At 38.8% G+C, this 23,707-nt stretch carries 21 protein-coding genes and 5 tRNA genes; 19 read left to right on the forward strand and 7 right to left on the reverse strand.

Translation table 11 applies throughout. The features are described from left to right. Positions 1-280 precede the first annotated feature (280 nt). The 3 genes from CXF74_RS03125 to CXF74_RS03135 form a co-directional block, all read right to left on the reverse strand. On the reverse strand, positions 281-1,048 hold the full coding sequence (locus CXF74_RS03125; protein WP_101080942.1) for a substrate-binding periplasmic protein: 768 nt from the start codon (positions 1,046-1,048) through the stop codon (positions 281-283). A gap of 53 nt (positions 1,049-1,101) precedes the next feature. After that, a complete protein-coding gene (locus tag CXF74_RS03130; RefSeq protein ID WP_442965909.1) occupies positions 1,102-2,424 on the reverse strand; it encodes a Na+/H+ antiporter NhaC family protein in 1,323 nt (440 codons plus the stop codon). 208 nt (positions 2,425-2,632) lie between these two features. Further along, positions 2,633-4,471: an ABC transporter ATP-binding protein gene (locus CXF74_RS03135; protein ID WP_101080945.1), complete on the reverse strand. Its 1,839-nt coding sequence runs from the start codon at positions 4,469-4,471 to the stop codon at positions 2,633-2,635. An 80-nt stretch (positions 4,472-4,551) separates the two neighbouring features. Here CXF74_RS03135 and CXF74_RS03140 point away from each other — a divergent pair, with 80 nt between their 5' ends. Next, on the forward strand, positions 4,552-4,737 hold the full coding sequence (locus tag CXF74_RS03140) for a hypothetical protein (RefSeq protein WP_101080947.1): 186 nt from the start codon (positions 4,552-4,554) through the stop codon (positions 4,735-4,737). A 73-nt stretch (positions 4,738-4,810) separates the two neighbouring features. Here the strand turns inward: CXF74_RS03140 and CXF74_RS03145 are convergent, their stop codons facing one another. Further along, complete coding sequence (locus CXF74_RS03145; RefSeq protein WP_101080949.1) at positions 4,811-7,594, reverse strand: hypothetical protein; 2,784 nt, start codon at positions 7,592-7,594, stop codon at positions 4,811-4,813. A 153-nt stretch (positions 7,595-7,747) separates the two neighbouring features. Here CXF74_RS03145 and CXF74_RS03150 point away from each other — a divergent pair, with 153 nt between their 5' ends. Continuing rightward, entirely contained in the window at positions 7,748-8,773 is a 1,026-nt protein-coding gene (locus CXF74_RS03150) for an acyltransferase (protein WP_101080950.1), read from the forward strand. A gap of 10 nt (positions 8,774-8,783) precedes the next feature. Here CXF74_RS03150 and CXF74_RS03155 read toward each other — a convergent pair whose 3' ends face one another. After that, positions 8,784-9,668, reverse strand: a complete 885-nt coding sequence (locus CXF74_RS03155) for a GGDEF domain-containing protein (RefSeq protein ID WP_101080952.1) — start codon at positions 9,666-9,668, stop codon at positions 8,784-8,786. Positions 9,669-9,767: 99 nt separating this feature from the next. Between CXF74_RS03155 and CXF74_RS03160 the strand changes: the two genes are divergently transcribed. Then, positions 9,768-11,081, forward strand: coding sequence for a transglycosylase SLT domain-containing protein (locus CXF74_RS03160; protein ID WP_101080953.1), 1,314 nt, complete (start codon positions 9,768-9,770; stop codon positions 11,079-11,081). A gap of 9 nt (positions 11,082-11,090) precedes the next feature. On the opposite strand, the gene CXF74_RS03165 is transcribed toward CXF74_RS03160, so the two are convergent. Further along, positions 11,091-11,684, reverse strand: coding sequence for a CoA pyrophosphatase (locus CXF74_RS03165; RefSeq protein ID WP_101081060.1), 594 nt, complete (start codon positions 11,682-11,684; stop codon positions 11,091-11,093). Between the two features lie 189 nt (positions 11,685-11,873). On the opposite strand from CXF74_RS03165, the gene ybgC reads away from it, so the two are divergent. The 16 genes from ybgC to CXF74_RS03245 all read left to right on the forward strand — a co-directional run bounded on the left by ybgC (position 11,874) and on the right by CXF74_RS03245 (position 22,809). After that, positions 11,874-12,278, forward strand: a complete 405-nt coding sequence (ybgC, locus tag CXF74_RS03170; RefSeq protein WP_101080955.1) for a tol-pal system-associated acyl-CoA thioesterase — start codon at positions 11,874-11,876, stop codon at positions 12,276-12,278. Next, the gene (tolQ, locus tag CXF74_RS03175; RefSeq protein ID WP_198552764.1) at positions 12,268-12,951 is read left to right on the forward strand and encodes a protein TolQ; all 684 of its coding nucleotides are present in this window, start codon (positions 12,268-12,270) and stop codon (positions 12,949-12,951) included. The genes ybgC and tolQ overlap by 11 nt, the downstream gene beginning before the upstream one ends. Positions 12,952-12,959: 8 nt before the next feature. Then, positions 12,960-13,397, forward strand: coding sequence for a protein TolR (gene tolR / locus CXF74_RS03180; protein WP_101080959.1), 438 nt, complete (start codon positions 12,960-12,962; stop codon positions 13,395-13,397). After that, positions 13,387-14,379: a cell envelope integrity protein TolA gene (gene tolA / locus CXF74_RS03185; protein WP_101080961.1), complete on the forward strand. Its 993-nt coding sequence runs from the start codon at positions 13,387-13,389 to the stop codon at positions 14,377-14,379. Before tolR ends, tolA begins: the two co-directional genes overlap by 11 nt. A gap of 28 nt (positions 14,380-14,407) precedes the next feature. Continuing rightward, entirely contained in the window at positions 14,408-15,718 is a 1,311-nt protein-coding gene (tolB, locus tag CXF74_RS03190; RefSeq protein ID WP_442965910.1) for a Tol-Pal system beta propeller repeat protein TolB, read from the forward strand. 190 nt (positions 15,719-15,908) lie between these two features. Continuing rightward, positions 15,909-16,463, forward strand: coding sequence for a peptidoglycan-associated lipoprotein Pal (pal, locus tag CXF74_RS03195; protein WP_101080965.1), 555 nt, complete (start codon positions 15,909-15,911; stop codon positions 16,461-16,463). 12 nt (positions 16,464-16,475) lie between these two features. Then, entirely contained in the window at positions 16,476-17,213 is a 738-nt protein-coding gene (gene ybgF, locus CXF74_RS03200) for a tol-pal system protein YbgF (protein WP_101080966.1), read from the forward strand. 270 nt (positions 17,214-17,483) lie between these two features. Next, positions 17,484-17,559, forward strand: a tRNA-Lys gene (locus tag CXF74_RS03205). Between the two features lie 88 nt (positions 17,560-17,647). Next, positions 17,648-17,723, forward strand: a tRNA-Lys gene (locus CXF74_RS03210). A gap of 185 nt (positions 17,724-17,908) precedes the next feature. Beyond that, positions 17,909-17,984 (forward strand) — tRNA-Lys (locus CXF74_RS03215). A gap of 64 nt (positions 17,985-18,048) precedes the next feature. Continuing rightward, a tRNA-Lys gene (locus CXF74_RS03220) sits at positions 18,049-18,124 on the forward strand. 88 nt (positions 18,125-18,212) lie between these two features. After that, a tRNA-Lys gene (locus tag CXF74_RS03225) sits at positions 18,213-18,288 on the forward strand. A 466-nt stretch (positions 18,289-18,754) separates the two neighbouring features. Beyond that, positions 18,755-19,813, forward strand: a complete 1,059-nt coding sequence (nadA, locus tag CXF74_RS03230; protein WP_101080967.1) for a quinolinate synthase NadA — start codon at positions 18,755-18,757, stop codon at positions 19,811-19,813. 91 nt (positions 19,814-19,904) lie between these two features. Next, positions 19,905-21,050 carry a restriction endonuclease PLD domain-containing protein gene (locus tag CXF74_RS03235; RefSeq protein ID WP_101080968.1) on the forward strand — a complete coding sequence of 382 codons (1,146 nt, stop codon included), beginning with the start codon at positions 19,905-19,907 and terminating at the stop codon, positions 21,048-21,050. A gap of 50 nt (positions 21,051-21,100) precedes the next feature. Then, complete coding sequence (locus CXF74_RS03240; RefSeq protein WP_101080969.1) at positions 21,101-22,246, forward strand: DNA cytosine methyltransferase; 1,146 nt, start codon at positions 21,101-21,103, stop codon at positions 22,244-22,246. A gap of 62 nt (positions 22,247-22,308) precedes the next feature. Next, positions 22,309-22,809: a DUF1456 family protein gene (locus tag CXF74_RS03245; protein ID WP_101080970.1), complete on the forward strand. Its 501-nt coding sequence runs from the start codon at positions 22,309-22,311 to the stop codon at positions 22,807-22,809. A 260-nt stretch (positions 22,810-23,069) separates the two neighbouring features. On the opposite strand, the gene nth is transcribed toward CXF74_RS03245, so the two are convergent. Next, complete coding sequence (gene nth, locus CXF74_RS03250; protein WP_101080971.1) at positions 23,070-23,705, reverse strand: endonuclease III; 636 nt, start codon at positions 23,703-23,705, stop codon at positions 23,070-23,072. Between the last annotated feature and the right edge of the window lie 2 nt (positions 23,706-23,707).

Raw genomic sequence — 23,707 nt, forward strand, 5'->3', positions numbered from 1 at the left:
ACCCATGCTACTTCAAGATGCAAAGTCAGCAAGAAAAATTGTGCCGAGATACTAGGCATAAAATTGAAGCCTAGTCATTCTAAGTCGATATTTTGTTACGACGTAGATGGGTGCAAGTTACCTTGCCCTACGGGGCGCAAGCTCGCTTATTATTCAACCATGGCAGCCCAGCGTTACAACAATCGAAAAGTGAATAACAATTACCTCATGTTGTGCCTTGCTCTGGTTATCGAGCTTGTTCCTGACAAAGCATATTGAGGTAGCATGGGTATGAAGAGGATTATTGTTGTCGCTGATGATACTTATCTTCAATCGCTTGAAAGATGCCTGATTGACGTCCTTTTTCCATTGAACGGTTCAGTTTTTCCATAAATCCTTGATGCTCATATTTCTTTGAAAAACCTAAAAAATTGGGATCTTTACGAAAAACAGTGGGCACTATGTACAGCTGATCTTTTATTTCAAGTAACTCAGGGTGTTTAATAAATGCATTATCAAATGCGTATTTACCGGGACTGACAATCGCGACATCAACGCGGCCTTTTGCAACACGTTCAAGGCGTTTTGACATATCCCCATTATCAACCATAAAAGTGAAGAGTTTACTCTCTACTGCATGCTCAAATTCATCACCAATATTAGCGCCTCGTGACGATGCGACGGTTTTTCCTGCTAAATCATTAATCTCGGAATATTGGAAGGCGTTATTGATGTGGGTTACCAGTAAGATATCTTCAATATACATGGCATCAGAATAATCGATCAGTTTTTCACGGCTGGTTGTTTTAGATAAGCCGATCACCGCACCTTCACCATTTAGCATGCTTTTGTAAGCGCGTGCCCAGGTAGAAAACTTGAAGTTAAACTTACAGCCAATATCTTTTTCTACAAATAACAGCATTTCTATTAAAATACCCGCTGGCTTACCTGCTTCAAGATAGACTTTAGGTTTCATATCACCGTTAGCATAAATGTCGATATTACAGGCTTGTGATGACAGGCTAACAAGTAACGAAAGAAGTGGAAGTAGATATATTTTATGCAACATAATTAACTCCTAAAAAGGCTCACCCTAATAATAGGGTGAGTTTTAATAGATCGCTACTGCTTACGGAAACTAATAATCACAATAGAAACGGCCGCTAATACAAAGCAATACCAAGCATTAGTGACCGCTGCTAATGGAGATATTGAAAAGATTGATGCCGCTAATAACGCTTGAGCGCCGTAAGGTAATACGCCCTGTACAACACAAGAGAATATGTCTAATAGACTTGCTGAACGTTTTGCTGAGATACCTTCTTTTTGTGCTAATTCTTTGGCAATATTACCGGTCACGATAATGGAAACCGTATTGTTGGCGACGCAGGCGTTGGTTAATGAGGCTAAACCTGCAATGCCAAATTCAGTCACTCGTTTACTTTGCTCTTTAGAGAAACGCTTAATAATCACTTCAATTTTTTGACTGATAAAAGCAAGACCACCACGCTGTTGCATCAAGGCTGCTAAGCCACCCACTAACATGGAAAGTATAAAAATTTCCTGCATGTTTTTAAAACCATCAAAAATATCACTCGCAAAACGTGTTATTGAATAATCAATACTAATAAATCCTGTGAAACCCGCCAAGACAATACCAACACTCAGAACAACAAAGACGTTTAAGCCAGAAACGGCTAACGCTAAAATAGTTAAATAAGGCAGCACTTTAAAGAAATCAATTTCTTGCGGTGCCAGTTCAACACTACCTTGACCAACAAACATTAAAATAGCGATAGTGATGGCTGCTGCGGGTAATGAAAAGATGATGTTCTCTTTGAATTTATCTTTCATTTCACAACCTTGGGTACGCGTTGCTGCTATGGTGGTATCTGAAATAATAGAAAGGTTATCACCAAACAATGCGCCCGATATGACTGTACCGGCCATTAAGGCTAAATCGATATTGGCCTCTTGGGAAACGCCAAGCGCAATCGGCGCAACAGCTGCAATTGTGCCCATTGAAGTCCCCATTGCAGTCGCAATAAAAGCAGCAATTAAAAAGAATCCAGGTAACAGTAAGTCTGAAGGAATGAGCGAAAGACCTAATGCAACCGTTGCATCAACGCCGCCAGTGGCTTTTGCTACCGCTGCAAATGCGCCCGCTAATAGGTAGATTAAACACATCGCGATGATGTTGGAATGGCCGATACCTTCAATAAAGGTTTCAATGGCGTTATTTAATTTTTCTTTTGAAATCAGTAGCGCAAAGATAATCGCGGGTAAAATAGCGACCACACTTGGCAGTTGATAAAAGGCAAAGTCTACGCCTAAATGCTGGTAGTAAAGGCCTGCACCAATGAACAGAGATAGAAACAAAAAGAGGGGTAACAGTGCAATAAATGAGGGCGTTACTGCCAGTGGTGATTTAGCGTTGGTCACGATAATACCTTTAATAATAGTGATAGCATCCATGCAAAAAGTGGGACATTGTACGCGATTTTTTGTTTCGCCTGTAGTGCTAGCGGGGATTGTTTTACACTTAATTTAGCGTGCAGAGGATGATATTTAGGAGTGTAAAGACGTCGTTTAGATGAAAGAGAGGAAGCTGAGAAGGTTATTTAACCCAGCTTCCTAAAATGTTTAACGAATATTAATCAATGCCTAAGAAACCACCGGTTTGATGTGCCCAAAGTTGTGCATAAATGCCTTTGCCTTGGATTAACTCTTGGTGTGTGCCTTGTTCTAAAATCTTACCTTGATCAAGCACTATTAATCGGTCCATAGCGGCAATGGTTGATAAACGATGCGCAATGGCAATCACTGTTTTACCTTGCATTAGCTCATACAAACTTTCTTGAATAGCTGCTTCAACTTCACTGTCGAGTGCTGATGTTGCTTCATCTAATACCAAAATCGGCGCGTCTTTAAGTAATACACGCGAAATAGCGATACGTTGACGCTGACCCCCAGAGAGCTTAACGCCACGCTCGCCAACTTGTGCATCGTAACCTGTGTTACCTTCACTATCGGTTAAGCTAATAATGAAGTCGTGTGCTTCTGCTTGTTTACAAGCTTCAATCATTTGCGCTTCAGTGGCATCGGGGCGTCCATAAAGAATATTTTCACGGATTGAGCGATGCAATAAAGAGGTGTCCTGCGTTACCATGCCGATTTGTAAACGTAAGCTTTCTTGCTGAACATCGTTAATCGGTTGGTCATCAATGGAGATTTTGCCTTGCTCAACATCGTAAAAACGCAGTAATAGGTTTACCAAGGTTGATTTACCAGAGCCAGAACGGCCGACTAAACCGACTTTTTCCCCGGCTTTAATCTTCAAATCAAGGTTATCAATCACACCTTTGTTTTGACCGTAGTGAAAGCTGATGTTGTCGAAGTGAATCGCACCGTGAGCCACATTTAATGGTTTTGCGTCTTGTTTATCTTCAATAATATTGGGTTTAGCAAGGGTGCGCATGCCATCCGTTACCGTACCGATATTTTCAAATAAGGCACTCATTTCCCACATTATCCAATGTGACATACCGTTTAAACGTAGCGCTAAGCTGACTGCGATAGCAATGGCGCCCACTGTGATTGCGCTTTGCATCCACAGGGAAATGGCCAATGCGGTAATAGCAAAAGCAAGAATGTAATTTGAAATTTGCACTGTGACATTAATACCTGTCGCTAAGCGCATCTGTCTGTATACCGTATCTAAAAATCCTGCCATGCCTTGTTTAGCATAAGCGGACTCTGAATCTGTATGTGCAAAGAGTTTTACCGTTGAGATATTGGTGTAGCTATCTACAATACGGCCGGTCATTGTTGAGCGTGCATCCGCTTGCTCTGTGGCTACTTTTTTAAGGCGTGGAATAAAGTAATATTGCAAACCGATATACACGGCTAACCACACTAACATTGGAATCGCTAAACGGTAATCTGCCTGTGCGACCATCACGATCATAGAGATAAAATAAACCAACACATAAACCATCACGTTGAGCAATTTCATCACAGTTTCACGTACGGCAAGGGCGGTTTGCATTACTTTAGTGGCGATTCGTCCAGCAAAGTCATCCTGATAAAATGACACGCTTTGTTTAAGTAAATAGCGATGCGCAAACCAACGAATAGACATTGGGTAATTACCCAATAAAACTTGGTGCACAATTAAGGAATGAAAAAGCGTTAAAACAGGGATTAACACTAATATAATTAAAGACATAATGAGCAGCCTCATGCCTTCATCTTGTAAGAGTGTTTCTGGATTTTTAGTGATTAACCAATCAACTAATTGGCCCATAAAACCAAACAGTGAAACCTCTAACATCGCTAATAATGACGTTAAAATAGTCATTAAAATTAAAGCTTTACCATAACCTTTTGTATAATGAAGACAAAACGCAACAAGCGTATTAGGGGGCTGGGTAGGCTCTGCATCATTTAGTGCGGGCACTAAATTTTCAAAGTATTTAAAAAGCTTTAACATGTGGTAACCTGGAGTGTAAGAAATAGTCATCTCTAATATAAAGAGATGCTCAAACAAAACAAGTATTTATAGAGGTCTCAATGTATAAATTTTCAGCGCTATTATTGCTCTTTTCTGTCTCTGCTTGCACAGAAGATAAAAAAGTTGAGCAGGTCATTATTCCCGCCATTCAACTAGAGGCTTTACAAAAAACCAAAACACTTGAAGTGGAGTTGTTAAAAGCACAACAAAAAAGAGATCTGCAATATAAAGAACAAGGTTTGTAGTTGGCTGACGTGATGATTTAACTTTTAATACGTACTACCAAAGTTTAAATACAGGTAATCTTTACCTAAGGTATCATCGGTGCCATAAGCGTAACCGAGAGTGATCGGTAAGGTAGTTATAACCTAATTTAAACTCTATCTGAACCTGAGCCCCGACACCTGTTATTGGCTTGTAGTTACCGCCAACATCCCAAGCTGATCCTGAGTCAACAAAGAAGGTACCGGCAATATCACCCATGCCTAATGGGAAAAGTCCCCAGTTACGTTCAAAGCGGCCTAACCAAGTATTCACTTCAAATCGCTGTGTTGCATATATTTGCCCTAGTTGGGCTATATCGTCATAACCTCGGATAGCTTGACTATTACGGTCAAAAAGACTCATTTCATTTTTCAGGTTATTACCCCCTAAAGTATATTTTTTAGCATCTTCACTGGCATAACCGGCAGCAAGACGTGTCAGTATGGTGACTCGCCCTGGAAGGTCCCAAGTCGCACGCCATTGGGTTTGGTATTTTTGACCACTAAAGTCACTGTCTAAAATATTCTCTTCAAAGGTAAAATCATAATAATGGCCCCAACCCACGGCGGGTACATTTAGGTAAAACTCTTGATTATCAAAGGTTAATGCGAGTCCCATCGTTACCTCTGTTGCCTCACTTGTGGCATCAACATTAACAGGAATCAATTCCACTTCAGGCTGGTAATAGAGGCTTTCAAAGCTCATCGATGCACCGGCATGTAAACTTAAATTATCTTCCCACGCTGAAAACAGATGATTACGTTGCAATACATAGGTTTGATTGGTACTGATTTGATATTCATGATCTGTTTGTTCTAAGCCAACATTTATAAACTTGTAATCTTGCAAGAATGCCAGTGACCAGCGGTTATCATAACGATACTCGAACATATAAGAGGCTAATTGGTTTTGCGCATCCCAAAGTGCATAAGCTTCATAGTTATGGCGACCTAATGCATCGCCACCGTAAGTATTTAAACCGACTAATGAACGTATTTCATCGACATAAAGTACCGGTAACCATGAATGTGGCTGGATGGTTTCCCAGGTGCTATAAGGGCTCGGTTCAGAAAGCGTTATATTATTGTCGATATCGACCAAGGGTTTTTCATGGCGTTGTAAATTAGAGAGTGGCAGCCTAGCAATAACCTCAGGCGCTTCAATATGACGGATCATATAACTCTCTTGATCATAACTTTGGAATACAAGACCTAGACCTTCTTGCCATAGAGGCTGAAAAGCACCTCCTATTACATTGGTCCATTGCTCGAGTGTGGATTGTGCTAAATCAAGGTGATAGATATTTGAGATACCCGTGTAATTTGCACTAAAAACCAGCGAACCATCGGCTAAAAATTTTGGTGAATTTTCGTGACCGTTTTGCTCGATCATCGTTTCCCAGTGGCGCTCTGTTAAATCAAACTTAGCTAATTTCCATTCACTAAGTGGATGTTTGAGGGAAGCTACAACAAACTGACCTGAGGGATCAATATCAAACTCGCCTAAAATCATGTTGCGCTTACCTTGCCAAAGTCTCTGTGCATTCTCTGGCTTGTAGACTGCATTATCGTGATTAATATCAAGTAACCATAACTCGCTTAACCCTGCCACAATACGCGATGCTAATATTTTTTTACCATCGGGCATGAAACGAATGTTTTTAAAACGTTTTCGTTCGCTTAAACGTGTCCATTCTCCTTGTTTATAAAGGAATATATCGTTGTATTGATGACCATCTACATAGTCGATATAGCGTGTTGTCATTAAACCTGTTTCAGGGTGACTATCCATATCGCGAAGTTGATTGGTAGCGGTGATCACTTGCCATTTGCCCTGTTGATATTGCTGAATCTGGTGTCTATCTTCACCGGTCACTTTATTAACTAATAAACCATGCTCATTATTGGTTATTGCTTGAATAAAGGGCGATGTTAATAATAATTCACCCTCTACTTTGTTGGCTGTTAATGTTTGTATTTCTTCATTAAATTCGTTGTTTAAATAACCTCTAAACTCTTCCCATAGGGTGAGGAACGTTTTGTCATAAACTCGGATTGTTTCATTGTTTAAACGTAAATAGGAAAACAAGCTTTGGCTATAATTTTCCAAAAACTGTAATAGTTTTTCTTCTCCGTAGGTTTTAGCAAGATAATTAATAAAGTAAGCACCGTAGATATAAGTGGAAGCAAGTGGCCATTCGCGATTTTTAATAATCACTTTTTCTAAGTCGAGTAGTTGGCCGCTGAATACTTGCATACGCATCTGCATATTCAAATTGCTTGAAGATAAACGATCTGTTTTGAGGTGATTATTTTTTTCTAGATAGATAGCCATTCCTTCAAGCAGTAATTCAGGGGTAAACTCTGCAGAGATAAAGAGGCCTCGCCATGTACCTTGGCCTAATTGCATCTGTAAAAGATAGCTATATTCATGAGCTAAAAAGAGGCGTATCCAATCATCTTCAATCTCAACATTATTAATGTTAGAAGGGGGGCTCATAAGCAGGCGTATCTCACCATACTCTAAGGTGGATGCATTACCTCTTAAATTATCAGTGCTATCTAAGAGAATAATTTCAGTGCGTTGAGGTAGTGTTACTTTAAAAAAAGGCTGTAGTTGCTGGTGGACTTGCTCGGCTATTTTTAATACTTGAGTTGCGTCTTTTTGATGTACTTTAAGGTAGTTAACAGAGAAATGCTCAGATGTTTGTTGCAACCATTGGTCACCTTCTTTATCCCAAGCAACAAAATTAACGTCTGCAAAAAGTGATGAAGCATAAAAAGTTAAGAGTAAAAATAGGCAACTAAAACGTGCCGTTAAGTTAAGTTTTTTTGCCATTAAGAGTTATTGTCCATTTTGATATTGTTGCTCAGTTAAAGGGTAACAGGACCGTTTTCAGATCCATTTTTAAGTTCTGCGATAACAAAATTGCTTTTCATAAATGAACTGTTAATCTCAGATAATATTCACAATAATTTAACAAGTAAACCTATGGCTACCCAAAGACCTTCTATTTTTTATATCGACTTTTTACGTTTTATTGCCGCTATTGCAGTGATTGCAATTCATGTATTAGGGCCTTTTCGTTTTCTTTACGGCGAAATACCGGAGTCCGATTGGTTAGCTGCCATGGGCATTAACAGTATAACCCGCTGGGCCGTGCCTGTATTTATGATGATCAGTGGCGCACTTTTATTATCAACTGAAAGGCCTTTTAATTGTGAGCACTATTTAACAAAACGTCTCTCTAAAGTTGCCATTCCTTTTATCGGCTGGACACTCATTTATGCGATTGTCGCTGGGTTTGTGGCAGGCGGGTGGTCTGCTGCGCAAACACTCTCTGTTATCCAAAACTCTCCGAACGATCCTGCTTGGTATCATTTGTGGTTCTTTTATGACTTTATTCCTCTGTATTTTGTCATCCCCTTTTTAATTCCATTACTTAAAAAATTAACACCAGAGCTGATAAAACTGCTTATTGTTACCTGTTTGGTGATGTTTTCAATGAAATGGTTAAAAGTAGAAAGCTTTTTATTACAGAACCTTATTTTATATACAGGTTACCTGATTCTAGGTTGGTACTTGTTTAATCGAGATAATAAAGTGCAGTTAAAGCATTGGGTGATTGCGGGCTGTACTATGCTGTTATTGAATTTCTTTGGCTCGTGGGAATTAGCCGTTAAATCCGGTCAATATAGCTCATTTTTTATGGGTTATAAAACTCTTAATACTATGCTGATTGGGGGCATGTTATTTGTTGTGGCACAAACTTATGCGGATAATATAAAGGGGCCGTTTCGAGCGTTTATTTCGCAGATATCAAAATACAGTTTAGGTATTTATCTATTACACCCACTGTTATTGATTCCGGTACGTGCGTTGGACAACGGGTTTTATAGTTTCTTTGGCTCAAACTGGCTAGCGATTCCAGTGATTACGATTGTGGTGTTATTGCTCTCACTCGCTTGCACTATGCTTTTGGTTAAAATACCGCTGATAAAACGCCTAGTACCTTAACCTGTTGCGCTCAGATAAGCTCTGGGCGCGTGATCTTTCTTAATGATTTTCGATGTAATTTGTTTTTATACATCAGTTCATCCACTTTTAAAATTTGTGTATCGGCATCTTGCTGGTCGTTTATTTCGAGACAACCATAACTAATCGAAACTTTTGTTGCTTCAAAAAGATCATACATATCGTGTTTAATGGTGCTAATTAAAGACTCTCCTTCTTGGGCATCGTAAAGTATAACAAACTCGTCTCCACCAAAACGGTAAGCCTCACCCTTGCCAACACAGTGCTTGCTTAAACAGGTTGCAAATTTCTTTAGCAATTCATCTCCCTGCTGGTGACCTTGGGTATCGTTAAGTTGTTTGAAATTATCAAGGTCAATAAAGATAAGCAGTGGGCGTTTATATTCAGTGATCAGTTTTGTATAACATTGGAAGAATGCACGGCGATTACCAATCTGAGTTAACTCGTCAAGTCGAGTGACTTCATGTAATTTAGCTTCCAGATCACGACGATATTCGATCTCTAGTTGCAAGTTGTTAATTAACACTTTTTTTTCTTTGAGCGCGTTATAAAAAGAAAAACCGATAAAAACAACACCAATTTTTAAAAGGTCATCGGCGAGGTCAAGGACGTCAGAGACGTTTTTAGGGACGTAATATTCATCGAGAACATCTGCGATTAAAGAGCAACCGTAAAGAAACCAGCCGATCGTCATTAACCAACCCAGCTTTAAGCGGTGCGTTTCAAGTAATAAGCTGCAACAGGCGGCTAACATGAAGATTTCGCCAAAAAATTCAGCGGGCTCACCAATGTACTCGAAATATATTTGCGTCTTAGCAAATAAGAGAAGCGAGAGCCACAACAGCGTATGCTGTGCAATCTGTTTGATAGAGGGCATGATTTTATCCGATGGAAATAGTATATTATAATTTACAGGTATAGAGTGTACTGCACTTTAAGTTTTTTTGTTTAGTCTATTTGCTTATAAGGAGTAATCATGTCACGTCTTTATGTTTTGCTTATTTTATTTACTAGTTGCAGTGTGGCTGTCGCAAATGATCATTTTGATGAATTAGATAATGAAATGGCGCGTTTTGAATCTGAAAAACCAGACTCATCAGAGATGCGCGATGAATTTCAATACTATGTGCAATCACAACAAAGCGATTATCAAGTATGGCAACAGCAGTATTTGCAAGCATTTGATCAATTCCAACAGTCAGTGATTGAGAAATGGGGCAAGTCGGAGCTAAGCGAAGCTGAATATGATATTGAGTTTAGTGAAGATAAAAACAGTAAAACGGTGATCGATTATCAAAATGAACAGGTAAAAGTTGAATTAATTGTAGATAAAAACTTATCGCAACAAGATGCTCAAAAGGCAATACAGCTGCAATTAGAGAAGCTACTGGCAGATAAAGAATCAAACATTGCTCAGATTTTTAACGACAATAAAATCAGTAATAAAGGAGATTTTAGCATTTCTGATATTGAATTTTCTGAGGCGAATAAGCAACAAAGCAAAGAAATTATTGTTAAGCAAACCCAGGCCCTAGCGCAAGAAATAGATAAAAAAACAGACAGTGTTTTACTTGCGGACAGTTCGCTGACTGAAAAAGAAGCAAGTGTATTAGCCACTCAAGAAAAAATGGAACTATTAAAAAGCAGTCAAGCCCGCTTAGAACAGAGTGACAAGAACTATTCGATTGCACAAAGTAATGCCAAAAAAGAAACTAAAATTGTCTCATATACTGTCAAACTGCCCAAAAACAGCTTACATAAGCGCGCGAGTAAATATGCAGGTTTTGCTGAGAAAGAGAGTGCGAAAAATCATATTCCTGCACCGTTAATTATGGCTATCATGCATTCTGAGTCGGCGTTTAACCCAAGAGCAAAATCCCCGGTACCGGCTTATGGATTAATGCAAATAGTGCCACGAACAGCGGGTCATGACGTAAATAAACTAGTGCGTAACATTGACAAACCAATGGACCCTGAAGATCTTTATGTACCAGAAATCAATGTAGAGACAGGCAGTGCCTACCTCAATATATTAGGTAAACGTTACTTAAAGTCGATTAAAGATGATCAGAGTCGTTTGTATTGTACGATTGCAGCTTACAACACGGGGGCGGGTAATGTGGCGCGCGTTTTTAATAAAGACGGTTCTCGTAATATTAATAAAGCAGCAAAAGTGATCAATCAACTCACTGCGGATCAAGTTTACCAACAACTGCTAGCAAGATTACCTTATGATGAAACTAAGCATTATCTTGAACGTGTCAATACACGTATCGCGTTATATCAATAAGTTTTACGCTTAAATACTTGTCGTTGGGTCGTTATGATTCAAGCCCAACTGTAAGTTTTTTAGTATCTGCGCTGTGGCCCCCCAAATAAGATGATTTTGATAACAGATACAATAGGTGAAGTGACGTTTTTTATTGGCGACTAAGTGCTGTTTGTAAAAGTTTTGAGGATCTAACAAAAAACGTAAGGGTACTTCAAAAACAGATTTAACCTCCTGCGCATCAACCGTTAATATAAAACGATTATCTACAAAGGCGATAAAGGGGAATACATTAAATCCACTTACCGTACTCAGTGGGGCGAGTTGACCAATTACCTCAACCCATTTTGTGTTAATACCTATCTCTTCCTGTGTTTCTCGTAATGCCGTTTGCTGCAAACTGTTATCAACCTTTTCATATTTTCCGCCGGAGAAACTGACTTGGCCTGGATGATGGCGTAAATGTAATGCGCGTTCGGTTAAAATAACATGCAGGCCATTTTCTCTTTCAACTAAGGCGATTAATACTGCCGCGTTTTTAAGGTTTTTTGATGCATGGGGTTGGGTTAACGCGCTTGCTTGAGGAGATAACAAAAACTGATTTAAAAAAGACGCTCTATTCATGGGCATTATCTCGCTAATATTTTAATTTTTAGTGATCTTCACTTTAACGTAGAAGCGCCTGATAACGTTATTGTTTAACGTGAAGCATTATACTTTGCTCTATTTTTTTATATAAAAGAACGACATAATTCGACAAAAACGACACTTTATAGTAAAAGTAGTCCTATTAATTTTTGATGGAAAACCAGAGTGCTGATTTCTACTTTACCTGTACGAGTTTATTACGAAGATACCGATGCTGGTGGCGTCGTTTATTATGCTAACTATATGAAGTTTTTTGAGCGTGGACGCACAGAGTGTTTACGTGAAATTAATGTCGAGCAAGACGCGCTGTTAGAAAAACACATTGCTTTTATGGTAAAAAAAGTAGAAATGGACTGTATTAAGTCCGCACGTTTTAACCAGTTGTTATCGGTTAAAACAGAGGTTGAGAGCTACCGTAAAGCGAGCTTAGTCTTTAAACAACAGATATTTAATGAAAGTGGGGAACTTCTTTGCCAAGCCTCTACTCTAATCGCCTGTGTTAATCTACAGAAAATGAAACCAACAGCAATTCCTGCTGAAATTATTGAGGTAATGACAAGTGCACGCTGATATGTCTTTTATAGGTCTGTTTTTACAGGCAAGTATTCTAGTGAAATGTGTAATGCTGTTGCTACTTAGCATGTCAGTTTATTCATGGACGCTGATTTTTTCACGCGCAAGAATGCTCAAGTCAGCCAAACAAGCATTAATACAGTTTGAAGAGCGTTTCTGGTCGGGTCATGACCTTAGTCGTTTATACAAAGAAACCGCTGCGCGCAGTGATCGTATTGTGGGTGGTGAAAAAATATTCCACAGCGGGTTTAAAGAATTTTCTCGACTGCACCGTATGCCGGGACGTAATGCGGATAGTGTTACAGAAGGCGCACACCGTAGCATGCGAGTCACCTTATCTCGTGAAGTTGAAGAATTAGAAGATGGTTTATCTGCATTAGCAACGATCGGTTCGATTAGCCCCTATATTGGTCTTTTTGGTACTGTTTGGGGCATCATGAATTCATTTATCGCACTCGGTGAAGTACAACAAGCGACGTTAACCATGGTTGCACCTGGTATCGCAGAAGCCCTTATTGCAACAGCAATGGGTTTATTTGCAGCTATTCCAGCGGTTATCGCTTATAACCGATTCTCTACAAACATGGCAAAAATTGAAACGGCTTACATTAATTTAATGGAAGAGTTTACTTCAATTTTACATCGCCAAGCGATGACAGAAAGCGAGTAAGGGTAGCTATGCAATATTCATATCGTAGGCCTCGACGTAAAATCGTCGCTGAAATTAATGTCGTGCCTTATATCGATGTTATGTTGGTTTTATTGATTATCTTTATGGCAACGGCGGCTACGGTTACGCTAGGTGTGAAGGTCGATCTTCCTCAATCTACGGCAGAAGCGCTTTCTGTTGATAGTAAGCCACCACTGATCGCCTCTATTGATAAACAAGGTTTGTATTATTTAGATGTTGGTGAAAGCGGTGATACACCACTGAGTGCTGATGAAATGAGTGCGTTAGTTAAAGCGCAGTTAAGTGCGGATAAAACAGCTCAGTTTGTTGTTAAAGGCGATGGCGATGTCCCTTACAAAAGTGTTATTGCCTTAATGGTATTGCTACAAGATGCGGGGGTGCCGTCTTTAGGCCTCATGACTGAGCCGGTGGATAATGAAAAATAGCACTACTTTTATTGCTTTTATTACAGCGTTATCACTACACCTGATTGTTGGTGCGTTGTTGTTATTAGGCATGGACTTCTCGTTGCCTAAAGACAAACCTAAAGAGGAAGTTGTTATTATCAACGCCTCGATGGTCAGCCAAAAGTTATTTGATGATTTAGCCCAAAAGAGGGTACAGAACGCTGCCGATAAAGTGGCGGCTGCCAAAAGAGAAATAGACAAAAAACGTGCAGAAAAAGCGCGTGTTAAACGAGAGAAACAGGTTGCGGACAAAAAACGCAAACAAGCAGAAGCAAAACGCGTTAAAGCTGAAAAGGCCGAAGTTGCACGTAAGCAAAAAGTAGAAGACCAGATTCTTTTTGAAAAAATAGTAGCTGCAAAAGAATTAAGAGCTAAAAAAGCAAAAAAAGTGGCTGATGCAAAACGTGTTGAAAAAGAAAAAGTACGTAAGAAACAAGAAGCCGATCGTATTAAAAAACAGAAAGCTGAAACAAAACGTGTTGAAGCAGAGAAACTCGCGACAGCAAAAGCGTTAAAAGAGAAAAAAGCACGAGACGCAAAATTAAAAGCGGATAAAGCAGCTAAAGAAAAAGCAGCGCAACGTAAAGCAAAAGAAAAAGCAGAGCGTTTACGTCAAGCTGAACTTGATAAACAGATGGAAGCTGAGTTTGCTGATTCTTTTTCAAGTGCACAAAGCTCAAAACAGTTATCTGAAATTGCCCGATACAAAGCGCTGATTCAAGATAAAATTAGTCGTAATTGGCAGGTTGAATCAAGCATGAAAGGTAAAAGCTGTACCTTAGCGATTCGTTTAGCGCCAGATGGTTTAGTATTGAGTGCGAGCCGTAGTAAAGGTGATCAGAAACTCTGTGATTCTGCTCGACGCGCAACGTTAAAAGCCAAAACATTACCGATTCCCAAAGATCCTGAAATAGCGCCACAATTTCGCGATTTTGATATCACTTTAGAGCCTGACTTGTAAGGAAAAATAGAAAATGTTCGTACGTTTAATGTTACCACTGTCACTCGCCATTTCATTATTAATGGTCTCTGTGCAGGCTCAGGCTCGCTTAGAAATATTGATCACTGAAGGCGTGAATACAGCGCGCCCAATCGCGGTGATCCCTTTTAAATGGTTAGGCTCAGGTAAAAAACCTGAAAACTTTTCTGAAGTTATTGCTAATGACCTGAGAAGTAGTGGCCAGTTTAGTCCGATTAGTATTGATAAAATGCCTAAAACGCCTTCTAACAGTCAAAACTTAGATTATGCGTTATGGCATAAAATTGGTGTTGAAGCGATTGTCATGGGTGAAGTAAAACCATCAACAAAAGCAGGTAAGTACACTATTACCTATGAATTACTTGATGTCGTGACAGGTAACATGGGCATGCAGGAATATTCACCGGTGATGGAAAAGCGTCGCAGCACGGTTAAAACGAAACAATTACGTCAGTTTTCGCACCGTATTAGTGATGTTGTTTATGAGAAGCTAACCGGAGATCGTGGCGCATTCTTAACGCGACTTGCTTATGTTGCTGTTGATCATAAAAGTACACACCCATATCAACTACGTATTTCTGATTATGATGGTTACGGCGAAAAGTTAGTTTTACGCTCAAAACAACCGATTATGTCACCTTCTTGGTCTCCCGATGGACGAAAACTCGCTTATGTTAGTTTTGAGAAAAAGCGTTCACAAATTTACGTTCAAGATTTATATACGCAAAAACGTGAGCTAATCACCTCATTTCCGAAAATAAATGGCGCACCTAACTGGTCACCTGACGGGAAACAGCTAGCATTAGTTTTATCAAAAGATGGTCAACCAGAAATTTATGTTTTAAATGTAACTACCAAGGCATTAAAACGTATTACTCGTAATCGTGTTATTGATACTGAGCCAAGTTGGTCACCTGATGGTAAAAGCTTAATTTTCTCTTCGGAACGTGGAGGAAGACCACAAATTTATCAAGTCGAGCTCACATCCGGCAAAATAAAACGCCTAACTTGGGAAGGCGAAATGAATTTAGGTGGCACAATAACCCCTGATGGTGATAGTCTTGTGTTAGTGAGTCGTCATAACGGAAATTATAAAATTTCGGTGCAAGATCTTGATTCTGGAGAGTTAAGAACACTGACTAAAACTCAGCTAGACGAATCGCCAAGCATCGCGCCTAATGGCAGTATGATTATTTACAGTACTGTTTATAAAGGCAAGAAAGGCTTAGCGTTAGTCTCGATGGATGGGCGTTTTAAAGCGAATATTCCAGCAAAAAACGGTGACGTTAAATCACCAGCATGGTCCCCATTTTTAAACTAATATCATTCTGTTTAATAAAGGGTCAAATATTGCGAAGGAAAAATAGTCAAGAACAAGGCGCATGATTGAGCTAATAGCTAGCTATTACGATTGAATGCAACGCCGATGTTGGCTGTTTTAACGAGTAAAAATGACCCAATATTTAGACGGATTGGTATCAATATTTTTTAAAGTAAAATAAGGAAATAAAATGAACTTATCAACGATTTCAAAAAGCTTGTTAATTGCACTACCAATGTTAGCACTAGGTGCTTGTAGCTCTACAAGTGATAGCGATGCTGAATCATCAGAAGTAAACAAGAAAGCAGCGACTGAAGAAGTAGCAGAAAATGCAGCAGATAACACTGTTGAAACTGATGTGATTGAAGCAGTTGAATTGTCAGAAGAAGAGCAACTAGTACAAAAGTACACTTGGGCTATTCTTGAAACTACAATCAACTTTGAATTTGATAAATCAACTATTGCACCTCGTTTTACAAAAATTCTTGATGCACATGCAAAATTCTTAGTAGAAAACTCTGATAAGTCTTTAACAATTGAAGGCCACGCAGATGAAAAAGGGACTCCTGAGTACAATATCGCTCTAGGTGAACGTCGTGCTAACTCTGTTTCTACTTACCTAGAAAACATGGGTGTTTCTGCTAGCCAAATTAGTGTTGTAAGTTACGGTGAAGAGAAGCCTGTTAATTTAGACCATGACGCAGCCGCTCACGCTGAAAACCGTCGTGCTGAACTTACTTACTAATTTAGTATTAGTATGAAAAAAGTTAATCTCAACGTGGCCATTTTTATGGCCACGTTTTTATCTGCTTCTAGTTTTGCCGACGCTCCCGTGAGTGATGTAACAAGCGTTAAAAGCAATAAACAGATAGAAAAACAACTTGATGATCTAACGCGTCTTCTTGAAAGTCGTAATAGAATGCAAATACGTTTTCAAAATCAGCTTGATGAGCTTTCGCAAGAAGTGAGTCAGATAAGTGGCAATATTGAGTTGTTTAATCACAAGATTGAGCAAATCGAAAATCGTCAACGTAATTTATATCAGCTTATTGACGAGCAAAAAAATGCAGTCGCTAAAGCGCCCATCAAAAATTCCCCTGAAAGTAATGAATCTGTCGCTGTAGATGAAAAAGCAGCTTATCAGTCAGCCGTTGATCTTGTATTAGTTGAAAAAGACTATGAACAAGCCATTACTGCTTTTGAAGCCTTTGTTATTGATCACCCTGAGTCATCGCTTATTGCAAACTCTCAGTATTGGTTAGGACAACTGCTCTATAAAGGAAAAAAACGCGATGAAGCACGTATTGCTTTCTTAATCGTGACAGAAAAATATCCAGATTCTAGTAAACGTGCTGATGCATTGTTTAAAGTGGGTATTATTGACGAATATCTTGGAAAAAAAGACTCGGCTAGAGCTTTTTATGAAAAAGTATTAAAAGAGTATGCTGATTCATCGGCAGCCAGCCTTGCGAGTAAACGCTTAAAAGCGTTGTAAGACGAAGAAATAAAGGGAATTTATAGGCAAAATATGCGAATTTGTTTATTTCCTCAGCAAACAGAAAAAAAGCGTAATGTTTTTGTTGCGCTCTTTAAATTATTGTATATTATACGCCGCAGTTGTTAGGGAATGTGACTTGGTTCATGTTAATTAATAACTAGATATTAAAGCGACGTATGTCAATTTAATTGCTCAGTTAGTAGAGCTGTTGATACACTTTTAATTTAAAGCGTATTAAAGAAAAAAACTAAAACCATATTTATATATGGGCCGTTAGCTCAGTTGGTAGAGCAGTGGACTTTTAATCCATTTGTCGAAGGTTCAAATCCTTCACGGCCCACCACTTATTTTAAGCCTTCAGCTTCTAGCTGTCAGCTGTAAGTAAGAGCCAAAGCTGTCAGCTGATAGCCGAAAGCTAAATATCTATATATGGGCCGTTAGCTCAGTTGGTAGAGCAGTGGACTTTTAATCCATTTGTCGAAGGTTCAAATCCTTCACGGCCCACCACTTCTTTAAGCCGTCAGTTTTTAGCTGTCAGCTATAAGTAAAGTCAAAAGATAGATATTAACTCAGTTGGTAGAGTTTAAAACCAAAACCATATTTATATGGAACTTAGCCCAGTTAGTAGAGCTATTGATACACTTTTAATTTAAAGCGTATTAAAGAATAAAACTAAAACCATATTTATATATGGGCCGTTAGCTCAGTTGGTAGAGCAGTGGACTTTTAATCCATTTGTCGAAGGTTCAAATCCTTCACGGCCCACCACTTTTCTTAAAGTGAATATAAAGCTCAGTTGGTAGAGTTAAAAACCAAGACCATATTTATATATGGGCCGTTAGCTCAGTTGGTAGAGCAGTGGACTTTTAATCCATTTGTCGAAGGTTCAAATCCTTCACGGCCCACCACTTATTTTAAGCCTTCAGCTTCTAGCTGTCAGCTGTAAGTAAGAGCCAAAGCTGTCAGCTGATAGCCGAAAGCTAAATATCTATATATGGGCCGTTAGCTCAGTTGGTAGAGCAGTGGACTTTTAATCCATTTGTCGAAGGTTCAAATCCTTCACGGCCCACCACTTCTAGATTTATCCTGAAATACTCCCCTGTAATAAGTTTCTATTTAAACACCAATAATTTTTAATGATTTTTAATAATTTCGACATAATTTATTAGCTCACTTGATCTGAAAATTTACATAATCGGTTTTGTTATAACGAATACTTCAGTGCTGTTTTCTGCCTTATACCATTCTGCTTAATTAAATGGCCTAAAATTACGTAGGAAAAATTGATGAGAAAAAGGCGTTTGATTGAGCAATAGCTGGCTATTGGAATTGAAAACAACGACGTTATCATCGATTTTAACCAGCAAGATAGAGCAGATAGTTAAGCTGATTGGTAATTACCATTACGCTCACCTCATGCTTGTCGGCATTAAATCAATGCAATCTAGGTTGTTTTAAATTGCAATCAGCGCTATCACTTGGCATTTTGAAGCTGCATGGGTATAATTTGCTCCCATTTAAAAATCATAGAGTCGATGATGAGCCAATTTTCTCCCCTTGTAGGATCTGATTATCCATTTCCCCCAAAACCTGTTGTGTTATCTGTACAGGAAGAATCAGACTACAAAGAAAAAATAAAAAAACTGTTGATTGAAAAAGATGCTGTCTTAGTTGCTCATTACTACACCGACCCTGAAATCCAAGCATTAGCTGAAGAAACTGGCGGTTATGTTGCCGACTCTTTAGAGATGGCCCGTTTTGGACGAGATCATAAAGCAAAGACATTGATCATCGCTGGTGTTCGCTTCATGGGCGAAACCGCTAAAATATTAACGCCTCATAAAACCGTGTTAATGCCTGAACTTGAAGCAACTTGTTCATTAGATGTTGGTTGCCCTGTTGAAGCGTTCAGTGATTTTTGTGATAAACACCCAGATCGTACGGTTGTTGTTTATGCCAATACCTCTGCTGCTGTAAAAGCACGTGCTGACTGGGTGGTTACATCGAGTATTGCATTAGAGATCGTTGAGCACTTAGACAGTGAAGATAAGAAAATAATTTGGGGACCTGATCGCCATTTAGGTGCTTATATTGAAAAGCAAACTAAAGCCGACATGATCATGTGGCAGGGCGATTGTATCGTTCACGATGAATTTAAAGCATCGGGTTTACGTGATATGAAAGCGATTTACCCTGACGCTGCTATTTTAGTGCATCCTGAATCACCGCAAAGTGTGGTTGATATGGCTGATGTCGTTGGTTCAACGAGTCAGCTAATCAATGCGACTAGAACACTGCCTAATAAACAGCTGATCGTAGCAACGGATACCGGTATCTTTTATAAGATGCAGCAAGCTTGTCCAGATAAAGAGTTATTTGCAGCACCAACAGCCGGTGAAGGCGCAACTTGTCGCAGTTGTGCTCACTGTCCTTGGATGGCAATGAATGGCCTTAAAGCGATTCACGATGCGTTAGTTGATGCAACCGGCCATGAAGTTGATGTTGATGAAAATGTTGCTCAGGGTGCGCTGAAGTCACTAGATCGCATGCTTAACTTTGCCGCAGAGCAACAGCTTAAAGTTAAAGGTAACGCTTAATTAGCATCAAATGAATGCAATCGAGTCTCTGATTTACTCGGTGCATTTTAATTAGCTCATTGGATAGGGCTTCACTACCGAATGAGTTTATATGTACTTCAATAATCTATCTGCACCTGAGCGCCAACAATACCAATCACGATTACAACTCATTGGTCAGCTTTCAAACCTATTCTCCTCATCCAAAACACCTTATTTGTATTACCGTGTCGCAGAGAAAATTTATTGCGACTGCTTTAATGCAGATGATTTATCAAGAGGTGATGTTGCCAGTGACGCTGTTTTAATCATGGATAACCTAAAAATAGGTGTCGGTTTAAAAACGTTTCTTATTACTAATGGAAAATCCTTTCAAAAAATAGCTGAATTTAATCGCCAGCGATCAACTTATAGTGATTTACCCGCGCTGGAAATGGTAAAGAAGGTTTCAGAGCTGAGAAATAACCGTATTAGCTTTACGCAAAATGCTTATGAACTTGATTCTGCTATTTACCACTGTGTATTGCGAGATGAAGGGATCTTTAGAATTTTTGAAGAAACAATGGATTTAATTCAAATCGATAAGATTAAATTGCTCCCCTCTAAAACTTCAAATGTTATATTTTCTGATGGTTTACATGAGTATAATTTCAATGTGAGTAAATCAACGCTTTTAAAAAGGTTTATTACAGATAAGATACTGCATTCATTCCCCGTGGGTATTTTAGATGACCCATTTTATTATCTTGAAAATAATAAAATTAATGATGATTATAAAATGCAGTCTGTCGCCGAAATAAAAGATACAGACCTTGTTGATACACTTTATTTGCCTCTTTATGGAAGAAATAAAGTTGTTGGTGAGCGTAGTGCATTAAATCAATGGAATGCCTCTGGTAGAGCAAGAGACCCTAATGAGGCTTATATACCGATACCTGCTCAGGTGCATAAATGTAAGCCAGGGTTCTTTCCCTCGAGAGATGAATCATTTGATTTATTATTACCAAACAATAAAATTCTACTCTCTAAATTATGCCAAGATGGGAGTAAAGCATTAATGTCTTATTCTAACAAAGAGCTTGGCAAGTGGATTTTACGTGATGTATTAAAGCTTGCAGAAGGAGAGTTACTTTCCTATGCAAGGCTTCACAGTATCGGTATAGATTCTGTCAGAATAGATAAATTTCAAGACAATACATATGCAATTAACTTCGCTGAGATTGACTCCTATGAGTTTTTCATTAAAGAGTTTGAGTAGTGTTTGCCTGCAAAAATTAATAAGTTTAAAACTATATTTTAGGAACAATAATGAATTATAAAGTAGGCAGTTTATTTGCCGGTGTTGGTGGTGTTTGTTTAGGATTTAAAAATGCAGCCAATGAACAGGGCGGTTACCAATTAGTTTGGGCAAATGAACTTGATGAAAATGCAGGTAAAACTTATCAGCATAATTTTGATCATGCTTTAATTGCTGGTGATATTGAAAAAATAGTGAAACCAGAGCGTGCTGAAAGTGAAGAAACACGGATTGAGTTTGAAAAGAAAAAAGCGGCTATTTTAGCTGAGCCGATTGATATATTAACCGGTGGTTTCCCTTGCCAAGCTTTTAGTATTGCTGGCGGTCGTAAAGGTTTTGATGATCATCGCGGTAATCTTTTTTACAGTATTATCGATTTAGTGAATGATTTACACCAAGCGTCTCATAAACCACGCATTCTGTTTTTAGAAAATGTGAAAAACTTACGTGGTCACGATGAAGGGCGTACTTATCAAACGATCAAATCTGAAATAGAAGCGACGGGTTATATCGTCAAAGATGCGGTTTTAAATACTAAAGAATATACGCATTTACCACAAAATCGTGAGCGTATGTTTATTGTCTGTTTTTTACATGAAGCTGATGCTGAACGATTTACTATGTTTGAACGCTTAGAAGACTTTAAATTAAAACATTCAGACAGCGTGCGTCGAGAAAACATTAACCAGGTATTAGATCTGGATAAAAATAAGCAACAGCTACAAGCTTATTATTATACCCGTGAGAAATATCCCAATTATTTTTTAAGCGAAACACAATATAACAGCCTGCCTGCTGATAAACGCAAAAAAGAGCGTATCAATATTACTGAGCAGATAACGGATGAGTTTGAATTTTACCAAGTACGCCGTGGTATGTACGTGCGTAAAAATGCAAATGGTGTTTGCCCTACATTAACGGCCAACATGGGGACTGGTGGCCACAATGTTGCGCTAATTAAGGTTAAAGATGGCGTACGTAAGCTAACACCTGCTGAAACCTTTAAGTTACAGGGCTTTCCGATTGGTAATGGTTATTCTCTGCCAGAAAAAATGGCTAACGGGCAACTCTATAAACAAGCGGGTAATGCGGTATCAGTGGACTTAATTACACTCATTGCTAATGAGTTGCTTGTGGTTTTACAAGCTTGTGATTAGCAGAGTAGGGAAATACCCTGTATGATATGTTTTTTTATTTTAACTGATTAATAAGAGACGCTATGATCACTAATGATGTTTTACGACGTGTACGTTACGCACTACAACTAAACGATAAAAAAATGTTAGATATTTTTGCTTCGGTTGATAATGCAATTGATGAAAACTACCTACACAGCATCATGGAAAAAGAAGGCGAAGAAAATTTTGTATTCTGTCGCGACAGTCTTCTTTCTCTTTTCTTAGATGGTTTAATTAACGCAAAACGTGGTAAAAAAGAGGGTTCAAGCCCAGTTATTTTACCTGCTAAAGCTATCTTAAGTAATAATGATATCTTACGTAAACTACGTATTGCTTTGAACTTTAAAGAAGAAGATATGCTTGATGCATTGGCTTCTGCTGAATTCCCAGTTTCTAAATCTGAGCTTTCTGCGCTATTCCGCAAGCGAGATCACCGCAACTATAAAGAGTGTGGCGATCAATTATTACGTAACTTCTTAAACGGCATTACAGAGCGTTTTCGTGGTACGAGTGCTGAAAAAGAAAATGAAACTAAAGTGTAATTTCACTTAACATTTTTAATAAGCATAAAAAAACCGAGCCTTGCTCGGTTTTTTGTTTTTATAAGTGTAACTACTCAGGACGTCGCTATTTAAGCCTATTTCATCGTTAAAAATGCTCATTTAAACGACTAAACTGCGCTTTTTCGCCTTGAACTAAGCATAAATAGCTTAGTTCTGATCAGTTACTGTCTATTTTCGTATGAAACGCATACGTTTTAGCAGGGTGCTGAGTAGTTACTTATAAGTTTTATGTTAATAGATTAGCTTTCTGTTTTTTCTTTGTACTCACACAAATCTTCTATCAAACATGAGCCACAGCGAGGCTTGCGCGCAATACAGGTATAACGTCCGTGTAAAATAAGCCAGTGATGTACGTCCACTTTAAATTCCGCGGGAATCACTTTTAATAACTTCGCTTCCACTAAATCTACATTTTTACCCATCGCCAATTTAGTTCTGTTTGAGACACGAAAAATATGTGTATCAACCGCAATCGTAGGCCAGCCAAAGGCGGTATTTAAGACGACATTTGCAGTCTTTCTGCCAACACCGGGTAGGGCAACTAATGCATTGCGATTTTCAGGTACTTCACTGTTGTGTAAATCGATCAACATTTTACAGGCTTTAATCACGTTGGACGCTTTACTGTTAAATAGACCAATGGTTTTAATATAGGTTTTTAACCCATCTTCACCTAATGCATAGATAGCTTCGGGCGTATTGGCGATAGGAAACAGTTTATCGGTGGCTTTATTCACACCCACATCGGTCGATTGAGCGGATAAGGTCACCGCAACCAATAACTCGAAAGGCGAGCTAAAGTTGAGCTCTGTTTCTGGTTTAGGGTTGTTATCGCGTAAGCGTGTTAACATTTCTAGGCGTTTTTCTTTATTCACGT

It is taken from the genome of Psychromonas sp. Urea-02u-13, from assembly GCF_002835995.1.
In the GTDB taxonomy this organism is placed as follows: Bacteria; Pseudomonadota; Gammaproteobacteria; order Enterobacterales; family Psychromonadaceae; genus Psychromonas.